We start from the raw sequence: 23,523 nt of genomic DNA on the forward strand, positions 1-23,523 counted from the left end.
CGCGTATGATCGAACGCCTGATTCCAACCGAACCACAGCGGACTGATCTGCCCATGAATTCTCCTGCCGATGCTTCCTCGCCGCGTGCCTTGCGCGCGCTTTCGCCGATCGAGGCGCGTATCGTCGGCGTGCTGGTCGAAAAGCAGCACACGGTGCCCGACACCTATCCGCTCTCGCTCAACGCGCTTACGCTCGGCTGCAACCAGAAGACCGCGCGCACCCCGGTCATGAACGTGAGCGAAGCGGAAGTCCTGGCCGCCATCGAAGACCTCAAGCTGCTGAGCCTCGTGTTCGAAGGCAGCAGCAGCCGCGTGCCGCGCTTCGAGCACAACCTGAACCGCGTGCTCGGCGTGCCGAGCCAGGCCGTGGCGCTGCTGACCGTGCTGCTGCTGCGCGGCGCGCAGACGGCGGCAGAATTGCGCCTGAACTCGTCGCGCCTGCACGGGTTCGCCGATGTGTCGTCGGTCGAAGGCTTCCTCGAAGAGCTGGCCGAACGCGAGCCGCCGCTCGTCGTGAAGCTGCCGCGTGCGCCGGGCGAGCGCGAAAGCCGCTGGATGCATCTGCTGTGCGGCGAAGTGAATACGGCGAGTTTCGTCGCCGCGGGGACCATCGCGCCCGGGGCTCGCGAGGATGCCGGCGAAAGCGTTTCGCTCGCGGACTTCGAGGCGGTGCGCGCCGGGCAGCAACGGCTCACCGAAGAAGTCGCGCGTCTGCAAACGCTCGTCGCGCGCATGGCCGCCGAACTGGGCATGTCGCTCGACTGAGCGCCGTCACTGCGCTGTCACCCCGCTGTCGCGCCATGGACGCCGCCGCATCCTCCGCCTGCGACTCATGGCGTGCCGCCGCGCGCCGCCCGCATGAACTCGCGCACTTTGGCTTCGTCGACGGGGTTCCACCATACGCCGCCCACTTTCAACGAGCTCGCGACGATCACCGCATCGACCACAGACAGGATTTCCGCGACGTTGTGTTGCGTGCACCCGCTGCCGACCAGCAGCGGCAGATGCGTCGCCGCGCGGATCTGCCGCAGGTAGTCGACGCTGGCGGCGTCGCCGGTCCGCTGGCCAGTGGCGATGATCGCGTCGGCGTCGAAGAACTCGACGTCGCGCACGAGTTCTTCCAGCGCGCGGTCCGCCACGATCGCGTGGGCGCCGTGCTTGACGTGCGCATCGGCAAACACGCGTATGCCGTCCACGCGGAGCTGCGCGCGGTAGCGCAGCGCGCGCGCCGCTTCGCCTTCAATGAAACCTTCGTTGGCAATGTACGCGTTGGCCCACTGATTGACGCGCACGAACGCGGCGTTGCTCGCCGCGGCAATGGCCAGCGCCGGTATCGACGCATTCGCGAGCACGTTGATGCCGATCGGCAGCCCGGTCTCGCGGGCGATGCGGTCGGCCGTCACGGCCATGAACGCGGACGTTTCGTGGCCGATGTCGCCGGGTTTCGAGAACGGCACGTCGCCGTGGTTCTCGACGATCAGCCCGTCGACGCCGCCTTGCGCGTAGGCGCGCGCGTCCGCGAGCGCGGTTTCGTAGAGCGCATCGCTCGTGCGGCCGTCATAGCGCGGTGCGCCTGGAAACGCGGGGCAATGAATGACGCCGATGACCACGCCGCGCGCCCGCCCAAAGATTTGTTCGAGGCAATCGGTGCTCCCGCGTCCAACCACGTTCTGTGTATTCATTCGGATACCTTGTGATCTGTTCGGAGAAAGGCGGCCAGCTCGCGCATGCGTGCATGTTCGGGAAAGCTGGCCTGCGTGCCGCGACGGCTTACCACCCAGGCGGCGACCGCCATCGCGTCGGGCAAGGCGTCGCCGATGGTGAGGCCGTGAGCCAGTGCCGCGACGAGCGTGCCGCAAAGCGCGTCGCCGGCGCCAACCGTGTCGACCGCCGTCACCGCAACGGCAGGCAGATCGACGCTGGCGCGCTCGCCACCGCACCAGACGACGCCGCCAGCGCCGAGCGTGACGAGAACGTCGGCCGCTCCGGCGTGTCGCAGCGCGTGCGCCGCGCGATGCGGGTCTTCCTGTCCCGAAAGCGCGGCGGCCTCCACGCGATTGACGACGAGCACATCGACATCAGGCAGCAACGCGCGGCAGTCAAAGTGCACTGGGCCGGGGTTCAGGAAAGTCTTGCGGCCAGTCTGCCGGGCATGGCGCAGCAGTGCAGCCGTGACGGTTTGCGAGAGATTGCCCTGCAGTGCGACCCAGTCGCCCGCGCGGCTCGCGGCATCGAGCGCGGCGGCGTCGGGTGCGTAACGGTCGGCGGCTTCGCTGCGGGTCACGATGGTGTTTTCGCCAGCCGCATCGATCGTGACGATCGAGAGATCGGTTGCACAGTCAAGCTGCACGACGTGTCGCGTGTCCACGCCCTCGCGCTGGAGCATGGCGACGATCCGCTCGCCGTCCGCGTCGCGCCCGAGCGCGGCAAGCAGCGTGACGGCCGCACCGGCGCGCGCCGCGATTACGGCCTGGTTCGCCCCCTTGCCGCCGAAATCGCAGGCGGTTTCGAGCGCGCGTGACGTCTCGCCGGGCTGCGGAAGCGCGGCGACGCGCAACGTCATGTCGATCGCAGCGTTGCCGACCACGCAGACCTGCGCGCCGCCGCGCGCCGAGGCGTCGTCAGTCATGAGCGCGTTACCCAGTCGTGGAGAATGGCCCGGTACAGTTCGACTGCGGCGTGAATGCGATCCACGCGGCAGTACTCGTCGGTCTTGTGCGCAAGTTCGGGCTCGCCGGGGCCGAGCAGGATCGTCGGCGGCCAGCCGGTGGCGGGTTTCAGCACGGCCGCGTCGGTGAAATACCGGGCCGTACGCGGACCAGCCGGTAGCTCGTCGAACGGGCGCGCGAGTTCGAGCACGTGGGCGATCCAGTTGTCGAACGGCTCCGAGTAGACCGGCGGCAGGTCGACGATCGGGGAGAGTTCGACCGGCGCGAGGCACTGGTGCAGCCGTTGCGTCACGCAGGCGTGCTCGATACCGGGCACGGTCCGCATGTCGATCGTGAACTCGGTGCGGTCGGGAACGGAATTCACGTTGAGCCCGCCGTGTATCGTGCCTACATTGAGCGTGGGCGCTCCCATCACCTCGTGCGCGGAGCCGGCGCTGAAATCCCAGAGCTTCGCGAGCGCATGGGTGGCGACGCGGATCGCGTTGACACCCTTGTCCGGCATCGCGCCGTGGGCGGTAACGCCATGTGCCATGCCCCTCAGCCACAGCGCGCCCTTGTGACCGAGCAGGACGCGGTTGGCGGTCGGCTCGCCGACGATCAATGCGCCAAGCGGCTGCAGGAGTTTGGGCTGCGCGGCAAGGAGCGCTTTTGCGCCGTCACAGCCGGTTTCCTCGCCGCCAGTCAGGATCAGATGCACGCCGCTGCCGCGCCTGAGCGCGTCGGGCGCTGCCGCGCACGCGGCAATGAACGCCGCGATGCCCGCCTTCATGTCGGACGTGCCGCGCCCGTATAGGCGCCCGTCGTGGATCTCGCCCGCGAACGGATCGTGTTCCCATGCCGCCGTGCCGAGCGGCACGACGTCGAGGTGCCCGGTGAAGCCGAGCGGCGCGCCGCCGCCCGCGCCCGCGAGCGTCGCCACCAGATTGAAGCGGCGCTCGCCAAATGCGTGCAGTGTCGTGTCGAAGCCGAGTTCATCGAGCACGCCGGCGACGTAGCGTGCGCAGGATTGCTCGTCGCCCGGCGGGTTGACGGTTGCAAACGCAACGAGCTTGCGCGCGAGCGCAATGGGATCAACGTGGGTCATGAGCGGATCTCGCTTGCCTCGTACGGCTCACCGCGCCGCTGTGTCGTGCGTGAGCCAGTCGAGACAGTTGCGCCACAGGCGGCCATAGCCCTCCCAGGCGGAAAACTCGGGCGGCAGCCAGTGCACGGACATGTCGCTCGTCCATGCAAGTGTGCGTCCCGCGCCGTACTGGCCCGCGGCGAGCAGCGGATGACCGGTTTCCGGCACAGATGCGATGATCGTCGCATCGGATTTGAGTTCGACTTCGTTGTAGCCGAGCAGATGGGGCCAACTGGCGCCGAGCCCGGCGACGACCGGGTGGTGCGCGACAATTTCCGGCGTAAAGCCCTCGGGCACTTCGACGCGGTCGTCCCAAGGCAGGCACCGCACGGGCAGCACCGCCTCGACTGGCGTATTGCGAAAGCGCGCGCTGCCGTTGATGCCCTGGAAGCTCAGATAGCCGCCGATCATCATCAATCCGCCGCCGGCTTCGACATAGTCGCGCAGCAGCTTCAGGCGGTTGGGCGTGCGCCGGCTTTGCGCCCAGGTGTCGGGATGCAGCAGCAGCGTGTTCGCACCGATGTCGGACAGAATGATCGCATCGTAGGCCTGCAAGCCTTCGAGCGTGGACGGGAACCGGGTCTGCGCGTCGTGGCTCGGCATGTGCGTGAGCGCATAGGCGGAATCCTCGAACAGCGCCATGAACTGCTGCGAGCCGGTGTGATAGGTCACCGAAGCGAACAGGTCGAAACCCTTGACGTGGGTGGCCGTGCTGGTCCAGGACTCGCCGGCGAGCAGAACGGACTTCTTCATTCGCATCTCCTTGGGGCGCAGGCCCGCAGCGCGGTTGCCGCCGGGCACCTGCGTGTTTGCATCTCGATGGATGGCGCGTGCCGGGCACGCGCCGCGTCAGCCTGTGTGAGCGCGCGAGAACACCCGGACGGGATTCGTCACGAGCAGCGTCTCGATCTGCGCGTCCGTCACGCCGTGGCGCCGCAAGCGCGGAACGAAGTGCTCGAGGATGTAGCCATAGCCGTGGCCCCCGTAGCGCGTGAGCATCATCTTGAGAAACACGTCCTGGGAAAGCAGCAGGCGTCCGATGAAGCCGGCGTCGATGAGCGCGCGGATCGCCCGGGCGTTCTCTTCGTCGGAAGGCGACTGCGCGTCCTCGTCCGCGTAGTAGTAGTCCATGCCGATCATGTCGTACTCGAGCCATGCGCCGCGGCGCGCGAGCGCGTGCTGATATTCGACGTCGGCATGGCTCGGGTTCATGTGGCACAGCACCGTGTGCGCGAGGTCGGCGCCTTCCTGCTCGACGATGTCGAGCACGCGATGACCGTGCCGCACCCAGCCCGGCAGATGCACCGACAGCGGCACCCGCGTTGCCGCGCTGGCGCGTGCCGCCGCGCGCAGCGACTTCTCCTCCTCGGGCGTGAATGCGGCCGAAACGCCGATCTCGCCGATCAGTCCCGCAACCACCTCGGGCTTGCGGTCGGCTCCGCCGACCTCGTAGACCAGCTGCTCCGCCAGTTCGCCGACGGAGCGCTCGCGCACGTAAGCGGGGTGCGAAGGCTCCAGATAGAAGCCAGTCGACATCACGATGTTCAGGCCCGTGCGCCGCGCAATGCGCTGCAGCGCGAGCGGGTCGCGGCCAATGCCGAGATTGGTCGGATCGACCACCGTCTGGCCGCCCAGTTCTCGAAACTTCATCAGTTCCTCGACCGCGAGATCGGCATCGAAGAGCTGGCAGTTGTCGCGGTTCATCAGCGGGTTCATGCGCAACGCGCCGAGAATGCCGATGTGCACTTTCTGCTCGCCGACGTGCCGCTGGCTGCAGCAGGCCGGTGCGACCCATTTGCCGGAGGCGTCGATCAGGATGTGCTCGTGCATCAGGGTGATCCCCATCGCCTCGACGGGAAGCGGCCCGAGCACCGTCATCACATGGCCGCTGTCGACTCCGACGGGCAGGGGCAAGGCGTGGCCGAACGCAGGTTTCGATCGCGTCATCGCTCGGCCCTCAGCCCTTGCGCCGGCGTTGCGGCGAGAAGATCCGCGTGTTCATCCAGATTGCGAACAGCATGATCGCCCCCTGGATGATCTGCGTGTAGAACGGCGAGACGTGGATGAGAATCAGCCCGTTGCCGAGCACGGCGATGGTCAGCGCGCCGAGCAGGGTGCCGAGGATCGTGCCGCGGCCGCCGAACAGGTTGGTGCTGCCGAGGACGACGGCGGCGATCACCGCCAGTTCGAAGCCGACGCCCTGGTTCGACGAGCCGCTGCCAAGGCGCGCCGTCGTGATGAGGCCCGCGAGCCCCGCGGCGGCGCCGCTCAGTATGTACACCTTGACGATCACGCGCCGCACGTCTACGCCCGCGCGTCGCACCCCTTCCGCATTGGTGCCGATCCCGACGATATAGCGTCCGAAGCGCGTATGGCGCAGCACGACCCAGCCGGCCGCCATGACCGCGACGGCGATGACGGCTGGCAGCGGCAGGCCGAGGAACCACTCGCGGCCGAGATCGACGAACCAGCCGTTGCTGTCCACGGGCACCGAGTAGCCCTGCGTGATAAGGAGCGCCGCGCCGCGCACGATCGACAGCGTGCCGAGCGTCACGATGAACGCGGGCATGCCGGCAATGGCGATGAAGTAGCCGTTGACGAGGCCGATCAGGCCGCCAAGCGCGAGGCCGCCGATCACCACGAGGGTGTCGGGCACGCCCGCATGCAGCGCGACCGCCGCGAGCGCGCCGACGAATGCGAGCGTCGAGCCGACCGAAAGGTCGATGCCGGCCGTCGTGATGACGAGCGTCATCGTGGTCGCGACGATCAGGAGCGGCGCGCTCTGACGCAACACGTTCAGCAGGTTGCCGGACGTAAGGAACGTGTCGGTGGCGAAGGCGAACGCGATCACGCAGATGAGGAAGAAGCCCGCGATGCTGGCAACGCCCGCATGACGGCCGAGCCGGTGCGACAGGCGCGGTGCGCCCGGTGCGGGAGTGGTTTGGGACACGGTGATACCCATGATCAGTTCCCCGCGAGTGGGCGCGCGGAGCGCGCGTTGAACTTGTGGCCGACGATCAGGTCGACGATTTCCTGCAGGTTCGTCTCGGCGATCGGCCGGTCCGCGACGGTGCGGCCCTCGTACATGACCGTGATGCGGTCGCATACGAGAAACAGGTCCTGCAGCCGGTGGCTGATCAGGATCACGCTGACGCCGCGCGCGCTGACCGTGCGCACGAGTTCGAGCACGGCCTCCACTTCGGCCACGGCGAGCGCAGCCGTCGGCTCGTCCATGATGAGCACTTTCGGGTCGAACGAGACGGCGCGCGAGATCGCAATGGCCTGGCGCTGACCGCCCGAGAGATTCTCCACGTCGAGCCGCGTGTCGGGAATGCGGATGCCGAGGCCGTCGAGCATCTCGCGCGCATCGTGATGCATCTTCGCGTGATCGAGCATGGGGACGCCGCAGATACGGCGCATGGGCTCGCGGCCGAGAAACAGGTTGCCGGCGACGTCGACGGTGTCGCACAGCGAGAGGTCCTGATAGACCATCTCGATGCGATGGGCGCGCGCGTCGCCCGGATCCTCGAAATGGACGGCCGCGCCGTCGATCTCGATCGTTCCGCTGTCGGGAACCACGGCGCCCGAGAGCACCTTCGAGAGCGTGGACTTGCCCGCGCCGTTGTCGCCCACCAGGCCCAGCACCTCGCCGGGAGCGACTTCGAGATTGACGCCGCGCAGCGACTGGATCGCTCCGTACTGCTTGGCGATGTCGCGCATGCGTACGCGCAGCGGCGCCGCCGTGGCTGCACTGTTCATCTGGATTCCTCCATTTCCGCGCCCCGCGCGGGGCGGGCTGCGGTTACTTGAACACGCTGCGGTACTTGTCGACGTTGGCCTTCGTGACGATCGTCACCGGCACGGAGATGTTCTTCTCCACCGGCTGCTTCGCGATGAGCTTCAACGCCGCGGCCACCGCTGCCTTGCCTTCGCCTTCGGGGTCCTGCTGCACGACGGCGAGAACATAACCCTGGTCGATGCCCTTGATGGCCTGCGCGCTCAGGTCCCAGCCGACGATTTTCACGCGATTGGTCACGCCTTGCGCCGACGCTGCTGCAACGAGCCCGATCAGCGCGGGCTCGCCCGTGGCGTAGACGACCGACATGTCCGGGTTGCCGGAGATCAGGTTCTCGGCAGCCGTCTGCGCCTGGTCCTGTACGTTCTGGCCATCGACCGTCGAGCCGATCTTCGCGCCCGGGGTGGCGGCGAGGCCGGACTTGAAGCCGTCGAGACGCACGTTCTGGATGTACGAATTGAGCGCGCCCACCACACCTACCTGTGCCTTGCCGCCCATCGACTTCGCGATGTAGTTGCCGGTATAGGTGCCGATGTCGACGCCGACCTTGTGGTTGTCGACGCCCACCTGCACGTCGTTGTCGCCATTGACGACGGCGTCGATCGCAACCACCGGTATGCCTGCCTTCTTCGCCTCGGTGATCGCGGGCTTGATGCCGTTCACGTCGATCGCGGCGACGAGAATCGCGTCCACCTTCTGCTGGATATAGGTTTCGATCGCGTTGTTCTGCGCGTTCGGGTCGTTGTTCGAATTGAAGATCGCGAGATCGACGCCGGCTGCCTTCGCCGCTTTTTGTGCGCCGTCGTCCATCTGTGTGAAGAACAGGGCTTCCTGATTGATCTGGACGAGAGCGATCTTTTTCTTCCCGGCCGCGTGCGCGAGCGTCATGCCCAGCAGCGAGACGGCAGCGGCGAGCGCGACGGCAGGGAGGGTCCGGCGGAACAGCTTGGCTGCGTTCATCAACTTCCCCTTCAAGAAAGGACGAAGGCACGGGGCGGCCGCCCACGCGGCTATCCCGGCTTCTGTTGGTGACACTTCAGGAGACGCAACGGACCGTCGCGCCTGACGCATTGCAAATGCCTGCGAATCCACTCGCTTGTAAACCGGTTTACATAAAAGTACCGCCATTGGATGAGCACTGTCAACGGCATCAAAATAAATTCGCGATAAGGGTTTACCTGGGGGGCGGCGCCACGGACGCGCGTTCGATCAAGCGCACCGGCAGGCGCTCGACGACAGCGGGCACGTCGCCAGTGAGGCGTGCGAGCAGCAGGTCGACGCCCTTGCGCCCGAGTTCGCGTGCGGACTGGCGCAGCGTCGAGATGGGGGGCATCAGCAGACTCGCGAACTCCATGTCGTCGAAGCCGACGATGGACATGTCGGCGGGGACGTTGATTGCGCGATCGCGCAGGAGTTCGAGCATGCCGACGGCCAGGTAGTCGCTTGCTGCGAAGACCGCAGTGGGCGGCGAGGGCAGCTCGAGCAATCCGGTAAGCGCCGTCGCGCCGAAGTGCCGTTCGTAGGAGCCGAAGCGCACGAGCGATTCGTCGAACGCAATGCCGGCCTCCGCCAGCGCGCGACGGTAGCCCTCGCAGCGCTCCTGCACGGTGAAGAGCCCGCGCGGCCCGCTGACGTGGGCGATGCGCCGGTGACCGGCGGCGAGCAGATGCCGGGTCGCGAGATAGCCGCCCTGCACGTTGTCGACGAAGACCTTGGGCACATCGGCGCCGGGGATGTCCTCGTCGATGAGCACGATGTTGCCGCGCGTGCCGATCAGGTTGCGCAGCGAACCGTCGTCGGGACGGTTGGAGACGAGGATCAAGCCATCGAGATGCTGGGTGTCGAGCCAGCCGATATACAGCGACTCGCGATCGAACTGGTTTCGCGTAATGCAAAGCGACAGCCCGTAACCGTGCTCGGAAGCGGCCAGCTCGACTTCGTCCGCGATTTCGGCAAAAAACGGGTTGGCGACGTCGGGCATAGCGAGTCCGATGGTTTCGCTGCTGCCGAGGCTCAAGCGCCGTGCGAGGCTGTTCTGCCGGTAGTTGAGGGCGGCGATTGCCGCGTCGATCCGTTCGGAGGTTTCGGGCGGAAGCGCGAGGCTGCCGTTCAGATAGCGGGACACGGTGGCTTTCGACACCTTTGCGTATTCGGCGACGTCGCGGATCGTGGAGACTTTGGGCACTGCTTGATCCCGGAGCGAAAAACTCCAGTGTAGCGCGCGGCGCAAGCGCGGCATCGGACCATGAACGCGTCAAAACCCTGCATCGATCGTGATCTTCGAGCCGTCGCTAAAGCGGCTCAGGCGAAACACATGGGTATCGACCAGCGGCTCGTCGTTATGGACGATATCGGCCATCAGCTTGCCCGCGCCAGGTCCGATGCCGAAGCCATGGCCGGAGAAGCCCGTGCCGATAAACAGTCCCGGCACCCGCGCAACGTTCGAGATGATCGGGATGGCATCCGGCGTAACGTCGATATAGCCAGCCCAGCGCTGCGCGATGCGCGCGGCCGACAACCGCGGAAAGGCTGCGACGAATTCCTGCAGGCCCTTGTCGACATAAGGAACGATGGGGTCGGGGTCAAGCGTACGCACGGATTCGAACACGGTCGGCCGATCCAGCGGCCAGCGGCGCGGCCGTTTCAGCTCGTCGAAAAACCGCCTGCCAACGCTGATCTGCAACGCACCCAGCTGGCTCTTCAGTGCTTCGATGTATTTAAAGAACAAGCGGAACGAATCGGGCGTGAGGTCGGCATGCGTGCGCAGCCCGTAGGCGACGGTATAGCCGCCGTCCAGACGTTTGCGAAAGGCGAACTCCTCGTTGTTGGCACTGCACGTCGGGCCGCCTTCAATCGGTTCGGTACGCAACACCGATGCGCGCGTCAGCAGTTGGGGCAGATCGACGCCGAGATTGCCGCAGAAATAGCGCGTCCACGCGCCGCCCGCGATCACGGCTGCATCGCAGCGAATCGTACCGTGCTCCGTGACGACAGCGCTCACGCGGCCACCGCTCGTTTCGACGCCGCGTACCGCGCACGGCGTCAGTATGCTGACGCCGCGCTCGCGCAGCGCGTTCGCGATTGCGGGCGCGGCCTTTTGCGGTTCCGCGCGCGCGTCGCCTGGCGTGAAAATGCCGCCTTTATAGGTGCGCGTCGCACCAGGCAACAACGCGGAGATCTCGCGTGAATCCATTTCGCGTGTATCGAATGCATCACCGGCAATGTCTCGCGCGCGTCGTAGCCAGTCGCGATGACGTTCGAGTGTCGCGTCGTCGTTCGATACGTAAAGAATGCCGCACTGGTTGAATCCCGTTTCGATGCCGAGCTTCTTGTCGAGCGTACGCCATACCTTGAGGCTTTCAATGCTCAGCAGGAGTTCGCGGGGATCGCGCCGCGTCACGCGCACCCAGCCCCAGTTGCGGCTGGACTGCTCGCCGGCGATATGGCCTTTCTCGCACAGCGCCACGCTGAGCCCTTTTTCACTCAACGCAAGCGCGGTGGACACGCCAATGATGCCGCCGCCTACCACGACGACGTCGGCGCGCTCCGGCAGCTTGATGTCGTCGGCTACGATGTCGACTTTCGGTCCCATGTTTTGATTGGTCTGTGTGAGGTTTCAGGAGCGCTGCTCGGCGGCTGACGCGTGCGTTTGCGGCTGCAAGGCCTCCTCACGGCGAGTGGCGCGCAGCGTGCGTGTCGACGCCTTGTCGCGGCGGGCGCCGGGATTGCTGAAGCGATTGGTCCAGCGGTCGATATGATTGATTGCGTGCGTGAGCGGCACGGTGATCAGCAGATACACGATGCCGGCCGCGACCAGCGGCGAGAGGTTGGCGGTGTTGACAGCGGCGTTCTGGCCGATCGTGAACAGATCGCGCTGCGACGTTAGTAATCCAAGGAAATAAACCAGGCTGGAGTCCTTGACGATGGCGATGAACTGGTTCGCGAGCGCAGGCAGAATGCGCCGTACGCCTTGCGGTACGATCACGTGGCGCATGCCGCTCCAGTACGTCATGCCTAACGCCTGGCACGCGTTCATCTGCCCGCGTCCGACGCTCTGGATGCCGGAGCGGAAAATCTCCGCAATATAGGCCGACGAGATCAGCGCGAGCGCGACGATCGCGAGCGGATACGGATTCGGCCCGAACAGCGAAAGACCAACCGGCGCGAGCCCCTGGCCCACCACGAGAATCACGAGTGCGGCGGGCAGGCCGCGAAACACGTCGATAAAGACCTGTGCGGGCCACGTCAGCCAACGCGTGCTGGATACGGCCAGCAGCGCAAGCGCCATGCCCGCGACAATGCCGAGCGCCGTTGAGAACAACGACAGTATCAGCGTATTCACGAGGCCCGTGCCCAGCAGTGCGGGCAGCGAGTCCAGAAGAAGCGGCCAGTCGAAGAAGTTCTGCAAGAACGCATCCATTTGAGTCTGCCTCAACAGTGTCCGGGGAGGAAAGGCGGCCGCACTCGGCGCAAACGTGCGCCCGTTGTGCAAATCGAGCCTTATGTGCCGGACTTCATCGCGTACGGGGGCAATTGGGTCGGCTTCGGGTAACCCGGATGGAACTCCAGGTACAGCTTCATCCACGTACCGTCCGCGACGAGTTCGCCGAGCGTCTTGTTGAGCGCGGCCTCCAGTTTCGTGTTGCCCTTGCGCACGGGAAATCCCGCGGGCAGATTGACGGCCGAAATGTCGAGCTTGTCGGCAATATTGGCTTGTGGATATTTGCCTTGCAGACCTTCGACGAGCGTCTTGTCGACAAAGTAGCCGTCGATATATTTGTTGCGTAGCGCGAGAAAGCCCGCGTTCAGATTGGGAAAGCGCACAATTTGCGCGCCGGGGAGATAGCTGGCCGAGTAGGTGTCTTCGATCGTGCCCTGGACAACGCCAATGCGCTTGTCCTTCACGGACGTGACGTCGCTGGTGATCGTGCCGCCGGGCAGCGTGGCGACACTGAGCAGGCCCGTCAAATAGCCCTCGGAGAAGTCGACCATCTTGAGACGCTCGTTTGTGATCGAGATGGAGCCTGCCGCGAGATCGATCTGCCGGTTTGCGACGCTCGGCAGCAGGCCCGCGAAATCCTGTGCACGAAAGTCGGCGGACAGCCCGAGCTTCGCAGCGATCGCGCGGATCAGTTCGACGTCGAAGCCCGTCATCTTGCCGTTGTCGATGTATGAATACGGTTTATTGTTAGCGTCGACGCCCGCGACGATCTTGCCCTGCGTTAGCGTGCCGACGTCTTCGGCGCGGGCGGCCGTTGCCGCGACGACGCAGAGCGACGTTGCAATGGCGAGGTTGCGTGCAAACTGAAGGAATCGCATCTGAAACTCCCCATGTGGAAACGGCGGTCAACGAAACTTGCAGAGATAGCGCGGGTTAGTGGAGAATGCGCGACAGGAATTCCCTGGCGCGCTCCGAGCGCGGTCTTTCAAAAAATGCGTCGCGGGCGCCGTCCTCGACGATCTCGCCGCGGTCCATGAACACGATGCGGTCGGCCACACGCCTGGCAAAGCCCATTTCGTGGGTGACACACATCATTGTCATGCCCTCCCGCGCGAGCGTGCTCATTACATCGAGCACCTCGCTGACCATTTCGGGGTCGAGCGCCGATGTCGGTTCGTCGAACAGCATCGCTACCGGATCCATCGAGAGGGCGCGCGCAATCGCAACGCGCTGTTGCTGTCCACCCGAGAGCTGCGCCGGATACTTGTCCTCGTGCTCGCCGAGCCCGACTCGCCGCAGCAGTGCGCGGGATCTGTCGGCGGCTTCGTCGCGGCCGCGGCCGAGCACGTTCATTTGCGCGAGCATCAGGTTGCGCCGCACAGTGAGATGCGGAAACAGCTCGAAGTGCTGGAACACCATGCCGACTTTCGCGCGCAGCCGGGTGAGGCTGGCGGATCCGGCGGTGACGTCCACGCCGTTCACGACGATCTGTCCGCTTTGCACGGGTTCGAGCCCGTTGACGGATTTAACCAGTGTGGACTTGCCGGAACCCGATGGTCCGCAGATCACCACGACCTCGCCGCTCGCGATGCTCATCGAGCAGTCGGACAACACACGGCTTTTGCCGTACCACTTCGAAACCTTGTGCATTTCGATCATTGGCATCCCTCTCGATGCAAAGTTGCTAACGCAACGATATACCGCGAGCGCCTAAGACAGCGCGCTGCGCGTACGCCCACGCACGAGGTCGTCGGCCTTGTAGAGTGCGGTGCCGAGCGGCACGGCGATTCGGCGCACCATGCCTGCGCGGCTCAGCGCAAACGTGCCTTCGCCGAAAGCACCCATATCGCATTCGACGCCGAGCATGTGCTTTGCGATTCGATGTCCAAGGTAGCTCATCAGTGCGACGCCGTTACCATTGCAGCCGAGCGCGTAGTGGACACCCTCGTGAGTGCCGATGTGTGCGAGCTTGTCTCTTGTCATCGCGACATAGCCTTTCCAGGCATGCGTGATGCGAACGTCGCGCAATGCCGGCCAGAGCTGAACCAGCTTCGAGTAAAGCCTTCGCGCGGCTTCGCGTTCGCTCAGTTCGCGTATCGCAGGCCGTGAGCCAAAGATCATCCGCGTGCCGTCTGGCGATGGGCGTGTATAGAACAGGTTGCGCTTCGAATCGCTAATCATGCGGCGGCCTGGATTGAGCGCGTCCATCAGGCCATCAGGCAAGGCTTCGGTGGCTATCTGGTAGCTTGCGATCGGCAATACCCGCCGCGAGAAGAACGGCAGCAGCGGCCCGGTATAGCCATTGGTCGCGACGAGCACGCGACGCGCATTGAGCGTCCCGCGCGCCGTGTGCAGGCGAAACTGCGGACCCTCGCGTTCGATGCGCTGCACCGCCGCATGCGAGTGCATGGTTGCGCCGCGCCTGCGTGCGAGCTCGCGCAGCGCACGATGATATTTCGCGGTGTGCAAGCCACCATATTCGTCGACGAGAATGCCGCCGTAGTAGTAATCGGAGCCAATGATCGCGCGTTGCGCGTCCCGCTCAATCACATGAACCGTCACACCCGTCTTGTCGCGCAGCACCTGTCCCTGATCACGTAGCACGTCGAAATGGGCAGGCGTATAGGCGCCGAAAAAGCGACCGGTGATCGTCAGATCGGCGTCGAGCGCTTCTTCCGCGATGAGCCGTTTGAGATAGTCGAAGCTGGCCGCCGACTCGCACATCAGCCGCTTCAGGCGGTCGGCGGGCACGCCGCGAATGGCGTTGGTCAACGCCAGCTTCTGTCCGCTCGACACCATGCCGCCACTGCGCGTGCTGCCTCCCGCGCCAATCTCCGCCGCATCCAGGACGGCGACGCTTGCGCCACGACACGCGGCTTCGGCCGCTGCCGACAGCCCGCAATAACCGCTGCCGACAATCGCGACATCTACGCTCGCGGGCAATGGCGCATGCGACGCCTCGGGCGGTGCGGCGTCCCACCAGTACGGCACGCAGCGGAAGGCTTGATGAAACAGCAGGGCATCAGGGCGCATGAATCAGGACCTGTAAGCTCGACGTGAGGCCAGTCTAGGCCGCGGGAAATCATGCGGTCAAATAGCGCCAAAAAAGTCTTCCATTCATTTCTGATATGGCAAGCTATCGTATCGGTCATGTTGCATTGCATCGGAGAGCGCATGAATCTCAGGCAAATTGAAGCGTTTCGGCTCGTGATGCTGCGCGGATCGATGACGGCCGCCGCGGAGGAGCTCAGCTCTTCGCAGCCCAGCGTCAGCCGGCTGATCGCGGAACTGGAAGCGTCAACGGGGTTGACGCTATTCGTGCGCAATGGCGGCCGGATACACGCTACGGATGCGGGCAGTGCGTTCTATCGCGAGGTGGACCGCAGTTTCGTCGGACTCGAAAAGCTCGAGCACTCAGCGAACGAGATTCGACAGCTTGGTAGCGGGCGTTTGCGGATTGTCGCGGCGCCTGTCCTCGCGCTGTCATTTCTGCCCGCTGTGATCGAACGCTTCGTCGATGTTTATCCGCGCGTGCCGGTGTCGCTCGAAATGCGCAGCGAGAGCACGATCCAGCGTTGGGTGTCGTCGGGTCACTGCGACGTGGGCTTCGGGACGACAACGCCCGATGCGTTCGGCGTGACGAGCGCCGAGCTGTACAGGCTGCCGGGTTTGTGCGCGCTACCGGCACGCCATCCGCTCTCGGCGCGCAAGCGCATCCAGGCTGCCGATTTGTGCGGTGAGCGGCTGATCTTGCCCTCTTACGCGGACGATACGCGTACGCCGTTGGACCGTGCGTTGCGGCCTGCCGGCGTGGACCAGGTGCCGACCATTGAAACGCCGTACGGCGCAACGATCTGCGCGCTGGTCTCGCGCGGATTAGGCATAGGCATCGTCAATCCGTTGGCCGCGCTGGAAGCGGACGCGCGGCGCATTGTGTTCCGGCCATTCGAGCCGGCGATTTTTTTCCGTGGCTTTATTCTGTATCCCCAGTCCCGGCAAGCCAATCCCGTTGTCGAGACGTTTCTTCAACTGGTCGAGGACACGATGGCACACGAGATCGCCGCGCTCGGCGTGAAGGCAAGCTGATTGACGGAGCTGAGAAACCTCACCGGGCAAGACGAGCGAGGCGACCTGCTCCAGGTGCGGCCCCGAGATCGTTGCCTTCGCTTCGATTGAGCCGGAAGCCTCAGGTATTGCGCACGAACCACGTGCGCTTCGCGGTTGCCAGCAGCCCGCTATACACGACCCACGAAACGGCGAGGGTGGCCGGCGCGGAAAACGACGCGAGAAAACCCGACGAGGTGTTCAATGCGAACCCCACGAACGCCCCCGCGAACCACGCAATCAAACCCCCAGGATTGAACTGCGGTACGTGGGAATCCCTGCATTCGATGTCCTCGCCGATGAGCCGGGCATAGCGCGCGGACGTAATATGCGCGAGCGCGACACCTACCCACGCGACAACGAAAATGCCCTGCCAGGCGAGCGCCAGAAGGATCTTCGAGAAAATATCGGCCATCATCAGCACATAGACCACCACGCCGACCACGAGCGCCCAGAGGAACTTCGGCGCCCGCAGGCCCGCGACTTTCTGGAAGAACGCCTGCATGTTGATGGTGGCGAGATAGTAGTTCGCGGTGTTGATGCGCGACTGGGTGACCCACACGAACAACAGTCCCCAGATGCCCATCAGCTTGAGCAAGGCCAGCACGACCGACACTTCGGAAAGCGTGCCAAGGCCCGGAATCGTGCTGACCAGATAAATGCCTGCCGCGCCGTTGACGAGAAAGGTGACAAGATAGAACGGCATGCCGAAATTCCAGCGACCGTGATATTGCGCATCTTCCTTGCGCCCGAAGCGGGCGTAGTCGAACGTGAACATCATGAGCACCCACACGCCCATGTAATAGACGAAACAGTGCCACCAGCCGTCGGCCGGCGCCGCGCCTTTGGGGCCGAAGTCCAGCCACGCAGGGCTGTAACCGAATTCCCAGGTCGCGAGTCCCACGGCCGCGAGCAGTCCGAGCAGATAGAACGGCAGCAGCACGCCGTTGAATTTGTCGAGCCAGTGTTGCACGCTGCCGAATACGAGCGGCACGCTGTAGCAGACCACGATCAGCGCGGCCCATTTGTAGGCGAGCGCGGGAAAAAGATGGTTGACCGCGACGGCGATGACCGAGCCTTCGAATACCGCGTAGTAAATGGCGGTCGCGAAGAAGATCAGCGTCGCGAGCGCGGCGCCCGCGCTGCCGAACAGCACCCTTGAAAAGAGCGCGACCGACAAACCCGTACGAATGGCATAGCGGCTGATGATCGTGTTCACGGCGCCATAAGAGACGACCGATAGCGCCATGCCGATCAAGGCGTTACGCGCGCCATAGTTCAGCGCGAGCGTCGCGCCCACCACGATATAGAACACCGCGCTGCATACCGCCCACCACGCCATCGTCAGCGCAAAGGGGGGCATTCTTGCGCTGTCGGGGATGGCGACTGTCGAAAGATCGACGTCCGCCTCCGTGCTTTCCTGCGCCAGATTGGCCATGATCCTGCTCCTCGAGTCTGAGTTTTGCGAACGGCGTCCGAACCGCGGTGCGAGATGGCCGCGGGGCTGCCTTGACGCCGGGCGGGCAGCCGATGCTGCGAAAAAAGCGCGAGCGTTCCCGCCGTGTGGCCCGGGGCCGCACGGAGCGCGGATTGCGAAAGGAAAAAGCAGGGGAGCGGCGCTGCTGCCAACCGCTCCCTGGCCTCGGCAGGGCTAGCGCACTAGCGCTTCACGCAGCAGGGCGAGGCGATGTTGATATTCGCCCCGGGCCGCCAGCGCCTGATTCATGGTGACGCTCACGAAGCGCGCGCGGTAGTTGGGCTGCATCTGGCCGATCAGATCCATATCCGCGCTGATGACCGTGCCGATGGTGGCGTATCCGCCGCCCGACACCGCATCGCGATGCAGGATGATCGGCTCCAGCCCGGCCGGCACCTGGATCGAGCCAATGGGATAACAGGCGTCGACGATATTCGACGGGTCGGCCCCCGCGCCGAACGGCTGCTCGCGTTCCATGAAGTGGAGCGGGCGTCCGTTCTTGTAGCGATAGCCAATGCGGTCCGCTTCAGGCGCGACGGTCCATTCGTCTTCGAAGAACGTTTGCGCCGATTCGGCGGTGAGGCGGTAGTGATAAAGCCCCGTGAGCACGCGCAGTTCGACCGTGGTGTCGAGCTTCGCACGCAAGGCGGACGGCAGTTCCGCCCCCTCACCCGCGTTCGGGCGGCTCGCGCCTGTCGTGAGGCGGTCGCCTTTTTGCAGGCGGCGGCCCGCGAGTCCGCCGATTGCGCCCAGCGTGTAGGTCGAGCGGCTGCCGAGCACGGACGGCACGTCGATGCCGCCGGAGACTGCCAGATACGCGCGTGCGCCACGTTTCACGTAGTCGAACGTGAGCTTGCTTCCCGCGCGAATGCGCAGCGCGGTATTGCCGGTATAGGCCACGCCGTCGATCTTCGGGGTCATCTGCGCGCCCGTTAGCGCGACGAGTGTGTCCGAGTGGAACAGGAGATCGGGGCCGAGCAGCGTCAGTTCGAGCACCGCCGCGTCTTCGGCATTGCCCACGAGGAGGTTCGCCGCGCGGGACGAGTACTGGTCGAGCGAGCCGGAGGGCGGAATGCCGACGTGGTAGTAGCCCTGGCGTCCCGTGTCCTGCACCGAAGTGGCCAGTCCGGGCTTGAGCACCTCGATCACATTGGGCGTATCAGTTGGCATACAGAACCTCCACGAGGGAACGGTTGTATTCGTCAGGATCGCGAAGGAAATCGGCGAGCGAGAATTTCACGGGCTTCACGCGCAGCGCAAACGTGCCTGCTTCGACGGCGGCGGCGGCCTCGTCGTAAGCCGCGCGGTCGATGGGTTTGAACTTCACGATGTCGCCGGGCCGGAAAAACACCATGAACTCGCGCAGGTAGTCGAGCCGCTGTGCGGGGTCGAAGATCGGCGCGGGCGTCACGCCGAACATCTGGTATCCGCCCGCGCCGCGCACCGAATAGATGCAGCCGAAGCAGCCGCCATGGCCGACCGTCAGTTTCGGCGTGTCGGTGCGCGGCCGCAGGTATTTGGGCACCTGTAGCTGGCGCTCGCGCTCCACCATCTGGTACATGAACGGCAGCCCCGCTACGAATCCGACCATCGAAACGAACCACGGCGATCCCGCATGCGCCGCGATGAACTCGTCGACGTCGCGTTTGCCGTTGATGCGTGCCGCGTATTCGAGGTCCGTCGAAGACGGGTCCTGGTGACGCTCGCGAAAGCGCATGAGCGTCTCGTGCGTCCAGGGATCGTTGTAGAGCACCGGGACTTCGACAATGCGCGTGTCGATGTCGAGCGCCGCTTCGCCCACTTCGGCCTCGATGTCGCGCAGCAGCGCAACGAGCGCATCGGGGGCGATCACATCCGGGTCATAGCGCACCTGGTAGGAGGCATTCGCGGGGCAGATCTCGGTCACGCCCGCCACGTTGCGGCGCTGGAGTTCGCGCGTGATTGCCGTGCCCTTGAAAAACGCGTCGAGAGACATCGCTTCGCTGATCTCGGCGAACACGAATTCGTCGCCGCCAAATGTGTAGCGTATGGTCATGACGTCTCCCTTGCGCTCGTCGATCCCGCCACGGCGTGCTCGCACGCCGCGTTCGAGGTGGCCTCGCTGCCTGCGCGCCACGCCGCCATCCAGGTTTCCAGATAGTTGGTGTGATAACGGGCCGCGCGCACGTCGTCGTCGGCCATGAGCGCGCGGTGCAGCACGGCGGTGGTTTTCAGGCCGCCGATCTGCAACTCGCGCAGCGCGCGTGCGAGGCGTTCGATGGCCGCCGCGCGACTTTCGTCGTGCACGATCAGCTTGGCGAGCAGCGAGTCGTAGAAGGGCGGCACGACATAGCCGGGGTAGAGCAGCGAATCGACTCGCACGCCTGGGCCCGTCGGCCAGACCAGTTCTTCCACACGCCCCGGATTCGGGCGGAAATCGTGGAGCGGATCTTCGGCGTTGATGCGGCATTCGAGCGCCGCGCCGCGCAGCACGATGTCGCTCTGCCTGAAGCGCAATGGCTCGCCATCGGCAATGCGCAGCATTTCGCGCACGAGATCGACGCCCGTAATGGCCTCCGTCACCGGATGCTCGACCTGGATGCGCGTATTCATTTCGATGAAATAGAATTCGCCGCGCGTTTCGTCGAAGAGATATTCCAGCGTCCCTGCGCTGCGATAGCCCACCTGTCTGGCGAGGCGCACCGCCGATGCGCAAAGCTCCGCGCGCAGCCTGGGCGTGAGCGAAGGCGAAGGGGCTTCTTCGAGAATCTTTTGGCGCCGCCGTTGCAGCGAACACTCGCGCTCGAACAGATGGATTGCGTCATTGCCGTCGCCCAGCACCTGGACCTCGATATGCCGGGCGCGTGCGATGAAGCGCTCCAGATAGACGCCGCCGTCGCCGAACGCGGCCTGGGCTTCGCGCTGGGCAAGCGGCAGTTCGGCGTCGAGCTGCGCCGCGTCGTGCGCCACGCGGATGCCGCGTCCGCCGCCGCCCGCCGCCGCCTTGATCATGATCGGGTAGCCGATGCGCGCGGCAACCTCGCGCGCTTCTTCGAGCGAGTTCACGATGCCTGCGCTGCCGGGCACCGTGGGCACGTCGGCGCGCTGCGCGGTTTCGCGGGCGCGGGCCTTGTCGCCCATCGTCGCGATGACCTGCGAAGCTGGACCGACGAAGATGAGGCCTGCCGCCTCCACCTGCGCCGCGAAATCCGCGTTCTCGGAGAGAAAGCCATAGCCCGGATGAATGGCGTCCGCGCCGCATTGCCGGGCCGCGGCGAGTACCGCAGCGGGATTCAGATAGCTTTTGGCCGCATGCGAAGAGCCGATATGCACGGCTTCATCGGCCATGCGCGCGGCGAGGCTGTCGCGGTCCGCGTCGCTCACCACGACTGCCGCGCGCATGCCAAGCTCCTGCGCCGCGCGTATCACGCGCACCGCGATCTCGCCGCGATTGGCAACCAGCACGGTGCGAATGCGCGAGGGGCGGTAGAACACCGCCGTCGAATTGTCCACGTTCATCGCTTCACTCCTCGATGCGCATCAGCACCTGTCCCGCATCCACGGGCTCGCCGTCCTCGACGAGAAGCTCCGCCACGCGGCCCGACACCTCGGTCTCGACTTCGGTGAACTGCTTCATCACTTCGACGAGGCCGATGACCGCGCCGGCCTGAACGGCGGTGTCGATGGCGACGTAAAACTCCGCCTCGGGCGAGGGACGCCGGTAGAACGTGCCCGGCAGGGGGCTCACGATATCGTGCAATGCCATCATGTCTCTCCTTGAATGGATTTAGAACCTGGTCGTCGGCGCGAGCGGCCCGGTGATTCGAATCCCTTCGCGAACGAGGTGTTCGCGAGTGGTTTGCACGAGTTCCAGCGCGCCGGGCGTGTCGCTGTGGATGCAGATGGAATCGAAGTCGATGTCGATGTCGTCGCCGTCGAGCGTGCGCACCTTGCCTTCGATGCACGCACGCAGGACCTTCCCCGCGACCTGGCCGGCGTCGAGGCGGCCAACGCGGCGCGTGAAGACGATCGAACCGCTGCGGTCGTAATCGCGGTCGGCGTAAAACTCGCGCACGACCGGCTGGCCGATTTCACGCGCAATACGATAAGTCGCCGACGACTCCATGCAAAAGAGCAGCAGATTCGGATCGATCTGTTGCAGCGTTTCGACGAGGAGCCGCGAGAATGCCTCGTCGCGCGCGGCGTGCATATAAAGCGCGCCATGCGGCTTCACGTGCTGGAGCCTGAGACCGTGCAGCCGCGCGAACTCGCGCAGCGCGCCGAGTTGATAGAGGATGTCGTTGACGAGCGCCTGAGGCGCTTCGGCGATATTGCGGCGGCCGAAGCCGACCAGATCCCGAAAACCGGGATGCGCACCGATCCCGACGCCGGATTCCCTCGCCAGTTGAACGGTGCGCGCCATGATGTTCGGATCGCCGGCATGAAAGCCGGTGGCGATATTCGCCGAGCTGATGAGCGGCATGATGGCTTCGTCCACGCCATCGCCAATACGCCAAGGGCCGAAGCCTTCCCCCATGTCGGAGTTCAGGTCGACGGACTGCTTCTTCATACGGTTCCCCTCCTCGTTCGCTCGGCCGGGTGTTTCGAAACACGCACAGCCGACTGTCGAACTGAGGTTATACGGAGGGTGGTGGCCAAAAAAGTTTTATTTTTATATGCTTGCGTATCGATTTTTTCGATAAGGCGGGCTAGTCTTCAGGCTGACGCATTCACTTCCCGTTGAAGATGGCGCTTACCCTCAGGCAGCTCAAGTACTTCGTCGCGACGGCCGAGCTCGGGCAACTCTCGCAAGCGGCCATTCATCTGACCATATCGCAGTCGGCGGTGACGAGTGCCATCAAGGAACTGGAAGACAGCCTCGGCACGCAGCTTTTCGTGCGCACTGCTTCAGGCGTGACGCTGACCGACACGGGGCGGCGCTTCCTCAATCACGCCTACACCATTCTCGCCTCGGTGGACGAGGCCATGCGCATTCCCAACCTGGAAAGCACGCTTACCGGCACGCTCGCCATTGCGGCGAGCTACACGGTGCTGGGCTATTTCCTGCCGCATCACATCCAGCGGCTCAATGCGCTGTATCCGCGCCTCACCATTCAACTGCACGAGTTGAACCGCGACGCGATCGAGGAAGGATTGATCACCGGTCAGTACGACATGGCCGTTCTGCTCACGTCGAACGTCTCGAACCCGGAACTCGCGCTGGAGCCCGTGATCCATTCCGTGCGGCGGCTGTGGGTGGGCGCGCATCACCCGTTGCTCAAGCGCGAGAGCGTGACCTTTGCCGAGGTCGCACATGAGCCCTTCGTCATGCTGACCGTAGACGAAGCCGCGCAAACGGCAATGCGCTACTGGAACGAGACGCCCTGGCGGCCGAACGTGATTCTGCGCACCTCGTCTGTGGAAGCGGTGCGCAGCATGGTCGCGAACGGCTCGGGCGTCGCCATTCTGTCCGACATGGTCTACCGGCCGTGGTCGCTCGAAGGCCGGCGCATCGAAACGATCACGCTGCTGGACGCCGTTCCCGCGATGAGCGTAGGTCTCGCGTGGCGCAAGAACAAGGAGCCGAGCCCCGCGATGCACGCCGTGCGCGAGTATTTCCGGCGTACGTTCATGGAGCCGCGAGCCAGCAGCTGAAGAGGTCAGGGCGGCCAAAGCGCATGCTGGCCCGCGTGAGCGATCAAAGACCGCTGACCGTCTTGACCGTCACCCACTGGCCGTTCTTCACCTGATAGACCGTGGAGGAACCGTTCTTCAGCGAGCCATTCGTGTTGAACCCGATATCGCCGGTGATGCCGTCAAAGCTGCTGGCTTGCAGCTTTGCGCGATAGTCGGAGGGCTTCGTCGAATTGGCGGCCTGCATCGCCTTGATGGCGGCCCACGCCGCGTCGTAGCCGAACGGCGCGTACGAGAGCAC

Annotated in this window: 23 protein-coding genes and 1 pseudogene; 3 read left to right on the forward strand and 21 right to left on the reverse strand. The window is 64.8% G+C overall.

The features are described from left to right. The first annotated feature begins 53 nt into the window (after window positions 1-53). Entirely contained in the window at window positions 54-764 is a 711-nt protein-coding gene (locus C7411_RS27015; RefSeq protein WP_110387107.1) for a YceH family protein, read from the forward strand. A 65-nt stretch (window positions 765-829) separates the two neighbouring features. Here the strand turns inward: C7411_RS27015 and C7411_RS27020 are convergent, their stop codons facing one another. The 14 genes from C7411_RS27020 to C7411_RS27085 form a co-directional block, all read right to left on the reverse strand. Next, window positions 830-1,681 (reverse strand): BtpA/SgcQ family protein, encoded by an 852-nt coding sequence (locus tag C7411_RS27020; RefSeq protein WP_110387074.1) that lies wholly within the window; start codon window positions 1,679-1,681, stop codon window positions 830-832. Further along, a complete protein-coding gene (locus tag C7411_RS27025) occupies window positions 1,678-2,628 on the reverse strand; it encodes a ribokinase (RefSeq protein WP_110387075.1) in 951 nt (316 codons plus the stop codon). Before C7411_RS27025 ends, C7411_RS27020 begins: the two co-directional genes overlap by 4 nt. Continuing rightward, a complete protein-coding gene (locus C7411_RS27030) occupies window positions 2,625-3,752 on the reverse strand; it encodes a M20 family metallopeptidase (RefSeq protein WP_110387076.1) in 1,128 nt (375 codons plus the stop codon). Before C7411_RS27030 ends, C7411_RS27025 begins: the two co-directional genes overlap by 4 nt. Before the next feature lie 27 nt (window positions 3,753-3,779). Further along, entirely contained in the window at window positions 3,780-4,544 is a 765-nt protein-coding gene (locus C7411_RS27035; protein ID WP_110387077.1) for a glutamine amidotransferase, read from the reverse strand. Window positions 4,545-4,640: 96 nt separating this feature from the next. After that, a complete protein-coding gene (locus C7411_RS27040; protein ID WP_110387078.1) occupies window positions 4,641-5,738 on the reverse strand; it encodes a phosphotriesterase family protein in 1,098 nt (365 codons plus the stop codon). A 10-nt stretch (window positions 5,739-5,748) separates the two neighbouring features. After that, window positions 5,749-6,753 carry an ABC transporter permease gene (locus C7411_RS27045; protein WP_110387079.1) on the reverse strand — a complete coding sequence of 335 codons (1,005 nt, stop codon included), beginning with the start codon at window positions 6,751-6,753 and terminating at the stop codon, window positions 5,749-5,751. 2 nt (window positions 6,754-6,755) lie between these two features. Continuing rightward, window positions 6,756-7,550, reverse strand: a complete 795-nt coding sequence (locus C7411_RS27050) for an ATP-binding cassette domain-containing protein (protein WP_243413365.1) — start codon at window positions 7,548-7,550, stop codon at window positions 6,756-6,758. Window positions 7,551-7,593: 43 nt separating this feature from the next. Continuing rightward, on the reverse strand, window positions 7,594-8,547 hold the full coding sequence (locus C7411_RS27055; RefSeq protein ID WP_110387080.1) for a substrate-binding domain-containing protein: 954 nt from the start codon (window positions 8,545-8,547) through the stop codon (window positions 7,594-7,596). A gap of 214 nt (window positions 8,548-8,761) precedes the next feature. Further along, complete coding sequence (locus C7411_RS27060; protein WP_165822900.1) at window positions 8,762-9,772, reverse strand: LacI family DNA-binding transcriptional regulator; 1,011 nt, start codon at window positions 9,770-9,772, stop codon at window positions 8,762-8,764. Window positions 9,773-9,841: 69 nt separating this feature from the next. Continuing rightward, entirely contained in the window at window positions 9,842-11,179 is a 1,338-nt protein-coding gene (locus C7411_RS27065; protein ID WP_110387082.1) for an NAD(P)/FAD-dependent oxidoreductase, read from the reverse strand. A 24-nt stretch (window positions 11,180-11,203) separates the two neighbouring features. Continuing rightward, window positions 11,204-12,007, reverse strand: a complete 804-nt coding sequence (locus C7411_RS27070) for an amino acid ABC transporter permease (RefSeq protein WP_110387083.1) — start codon at window positions 12,005-12,007, stop codon at window positions 11,204-11,206. Between the two features lie 80 nt (window positions 12,008-12,087). Further along, window positions 12,088-12,906: a substrate-binding periplasmic protein gene (locus tag C7411_RS27075; RefSeq protein ID WP_110387084.1), complete on the reverse strand. Its 819-nt coding sequence runs from the start codon at window positions 12,904-12,906 to the stop codon at window positions 12,088-12,090. 55 nt (window positions 12,907-12,961) lie between these two features. Next, the gene (locus C7411_RS27080; RefSeq protein WP_110387085.1) at window positions 12,962-13,687 is read right to left on the reverse strand and encodes an amino acid ABC transporter ATP-binding protein; all 726 of its coding nucleotides are present in this window, start codon (window positions 13,685-13,687) and stop codon (window positions 12,962-12,964) included. A 51-nt stretch (window positions 13,688-13,738) separates the two neighbouring features. Next, window positions 13,739-15,061: an NAD(P)/FAD-dependent oxidoreductase gene (locus C7411_RS27085; protein WP_110387086.1), complete on the reverse strand. Its 1,323-nt coding sequence runs from the start codon at window positions 15,059-15,061 to the stop codon at window positions 13,739-13,741. Between the two features lie 141 nt (window positions 15,062-15,202). Between C7411_RS27085 and C7411_RS27090 the strand changes: the two genes are divergently transcribed. After that, complete coding sequence (locus C7411_RS27090) at window positions 15,203-16,114, forward strand: LysR substrate-binding domain-containing protein (protein ID WP_110387109.1); 912 nt, start codon at window positions 15,203-15,205, stop codon at window positions 16,112-16,114. A 100-nt stretch (window positions 16,115-16,214) separates the two neighbouring features. Here C7411_RS27090 and C7411_RS27095 read toward each other — a convergent pair whose 3' ends face one another. From C7411_RS27095 to C7411_RS27120, 6 genes are all read right to left on the reverse strand, one after another. Continuing rightward, window positions 16,215-17,570, reverse strand: a complete 1,356-nt coding sequence (locus C7411_RS27095; protein ID WP_110387087.1) for a purine-cytosine permease family protein — start codon at window positions 17,568-17,570, stop codon at window positions 16,215-16,217. Window positions 17,571-17,783: 213 nt separating this feature from the next. Beyond that, a complete protein-coding gene (locus tag C7411_RS27100; protein ID WP_110387088.1) occupies window positions 17,784-18,779 on the reverse strand; it encodes a 5-oxoprolinase subunit C family protein in 996 nt (331 codons plus the stop codon). Next, window positions 18,769-19,644 carry a 5-oxoprolinase subunit B family protein gene (locus C7411_RS27105; RefSeq protein WP_110387089.1) on the reverse strand — a complete coding sequence of 292 codons (876 nt, stop codon included), beginning with the start codon at window positions 19,642-19,644 and terminating at the stop codon, window positions 18,769-18,771. The genes C7411_RS27100 and C7411_RS27105 overlap by 11 nt, the downstream gene beginning before the upstream one ends. Further along, window positions 19,641-21,107 (reverse strand): acetyl-CoA carboxylase biotin carboxylase subunit, encoded by a 1,467-nt coding sequence (locus C7411_RS27110; protein ID WP_110387090.1) that lies wholly within the window; start codon window positions 21,105-21,107, stop codon window positions 19,641-19,643. Before C7411_RS27110 ends, C7411_RS27105 begins: the two co-directional genes overlap by 4 nt. 4 nt (window positions 21,108-21,111) lie before the next feature. After that, window positions 21,112-21,354 (reverse strand): acetyl-CoA carboxylase, encoded by a 243-nt coding sequence (locus tag C7411_RS27115; RefSeq protein ID WP_110387091.1) that lies wholly within the window; start codon window positions 21,352-21,354, stop codon window positions 21,112-21,114. Between the two features lie 21 nt (window positions 21,355-21,375). Next, window positions 21,376-22,158: a 5-oxoprolinase subunit PxpA gene (locus tag C7411_RS27120; RefSeq protein ID WP_110387092.1), complete on the reverse strand. Its 783-nt coding sequence runs from the start codon at window positions 22,156-22,158 to the stop codon at window positions 21,376-21,378. A gap of 176 nt (window positions 22,159-22,334) precedes the next feature. Between C7411_RS27120 and C7411_RS27125 the strand changes: the two genes are divergently transcribed. Further along, window positions 22,335-23,243, forward strand: a complete 909-nt coding sequence (locus tag C7411_RS27125) for a LysR family transcriptional regulator (RefSeq protein WP_110387110.1) — start codon at window positions 22,335-22,337, stop codon at window positions 23,241-23,243. 43 nt (window positions 23,244-23,286) lie between these two features. Here the strand turns inward: C7411_RS27125 and C7411_RS27130 are convergent. Continuing rightward, a pseudogene (locus C7411_RS27130) lies at window positions 23,287-23,523 on the reverse strand (branched-chain amino acid ABC transporter substrate-binding protein); the annotation flags it as partial.

It is taken from the genome of Paraburkholderia silvatlantica, assembly GCF_003096715.1.
Classification (GTDB): Bacteria; Pseudomonadota; Gammaproteobacteria; order Burkholderiales; family Burkholderiaceae; genus Paraburkholderia; species Paraburkholderia silvatlantica.

Bases quoted from the DNA above. Each gene is read 5' to 3' on its own strand.
- C7411_RS27015 (WP_110387107.1), top strand. From the start codon at position 54: ATGAATTCTCCTGCCGATGCTTCCTCGCCGCGTGCCTTGCGCGCGCTT.
- C7411_RS27020 (WP_110387074.1), bottom strand. From the start codon at position 1,681: ATGAATACACAGAACGTGGTTGGACGCGGGAGCACCGATTGCCTCGAA.
- C7411_RS27025 (WP_110387075.1), bottom strand. From the start codon at position 2,628: ATGACTGACGACGCCTCGGCGCGCGGCGGCGCGCAGGTCTGCGTGGTC.
- C7411_RS27030 (WP_110387076.1), bottom strand. From the start codon at position 3,752: ATGACCCACGTTGATCCCATTGCGCTCGCGCGCAAGCTCGTTGCGTTT.
- C7411_RS27035 (WP_110387077.1), bottom strand. From the start codon at position 4,544: ATGAAGAAGTCCGTTCTGCTCGCCGGCGAGTCCTGGACCAGCACGGCC.
- C7411_RS27040 (WP_110387078.1), bottom strand. From the start codon at position 5,738: ATGACGCGATCGAAACCTGCGTTCGGCCACGCCTTGCCCCTGCCCGTC.
- C7411_RS27045 (WP_110387079.1), bottom strand. From the start codon at position 6,753: ATGGGTATCACCGTGTCCCAAACCACTCCCGCACCGGGCGCACCGCGC.
- C7411_RS27050 (WP_243413365.1), bottom strand. From the start codon at position 7,550: ATGAACAGTGCAGCCACGGCGGCGCCGCTGCGCGTACGCATGCGCGAC.
- C7411_RS27055 (WP_110387080.1), bottom strand. From the start codon at position 8,547: ATGAACGCAGCCAAGCTGTTCCGCCGGACCCTCCCTGCCGTCGCGCTC.
- C7411_RS27065 (WP_110387082.1), bottom strand. From the start codon at position 11,179: ATGGGACCGAAAGTCGACATCGTAGCCGACGACATCAAGCTGCCGGAG.
- C7411_RS27070 (WP_110387083.1), bottom strand. From the start codon at position 12,007: ATGGATGCGTTCTTGCAGAACTTCTTCGACTGGCCGCTTCTTCTGGAC.
- C7411_RS27075 (WP_110387084.1), bottom strand. From the start codon at position 12,906: ATGCGATTCCTTCAGTTTGCACGCAACCTCGCCATTGCAACGTCGCTC.
- C7411_RS27080 (WP_110387085.1), bottom strand. From the start codon at position 13,687: ATGATCGAAATGCACAAGGTTTCGAAGTGGTACGGCAAAAGCCGTGTG.
- C7411_RS27085 (WP_110387086.1), bottom strand. From the start codon at position 15,061: ATGCGCCCTGATGCCCTGCTGTTTCATCAAGCCTTCCGCTGCGTGCCG.
- C7411_RS27090 (WP_110387109.1), top strand. From the start codon at position 15,203: ATGAATCTCAGGCAAATTGAAGCGTTTCGGCTCGTGATGCTGCGCGGA.
- C7411_RS27095 (WP_110387087.1), bottom strand. From the start codon at position 17,570: ATGGCCAATCTGGCGCAGGAAAGCACGGAGGCGGACGTCGATCTTTCG.
- C7411_RS27100 (WP_110387088.1), bottom strand. From the start codon at position 18,779: ATGCCAACTGATACGCCCAATGTGATCGAGGTGCTCAAGCCCGGACTG.
- C7411_RS27105 (WP_110387089.1), bottom strand. From the start codon at position 19,644: ATGACCATACGCTACACATTTGGCGGCGACGAATTCGTGTTCGCCGAG.
- C7411_RS27110 (WP_110387090.1), bottom strand. From the start codon at position 21,107: ATGAACGTGGACAATTCGACGGCGGTGTTCTACCGCCCCTCGCGCATT.
- C7411_RS27115 (WP_110387091.1), bottom strand. From the start codon at position 21,354: ATGGCATTGCACGATATCGTGAGCCCCCTGCCGGGCACGTTCTACCGG.
- C7411_RS27120 (WP_110387092.1), bottom strand. From the start codon at position 22,158: ATGAAGAAGCAGTCCGTCGACCTGAACTCCGACATGGGGGAAGGCTTC.
- C7411_RS27125 (WP_110387110.1), top strand. From the start codon at position 22,335: ATGGCGCTTACCCTCAGGCAGCTCAAGTACTTCGTCGCGACGGCCGAG.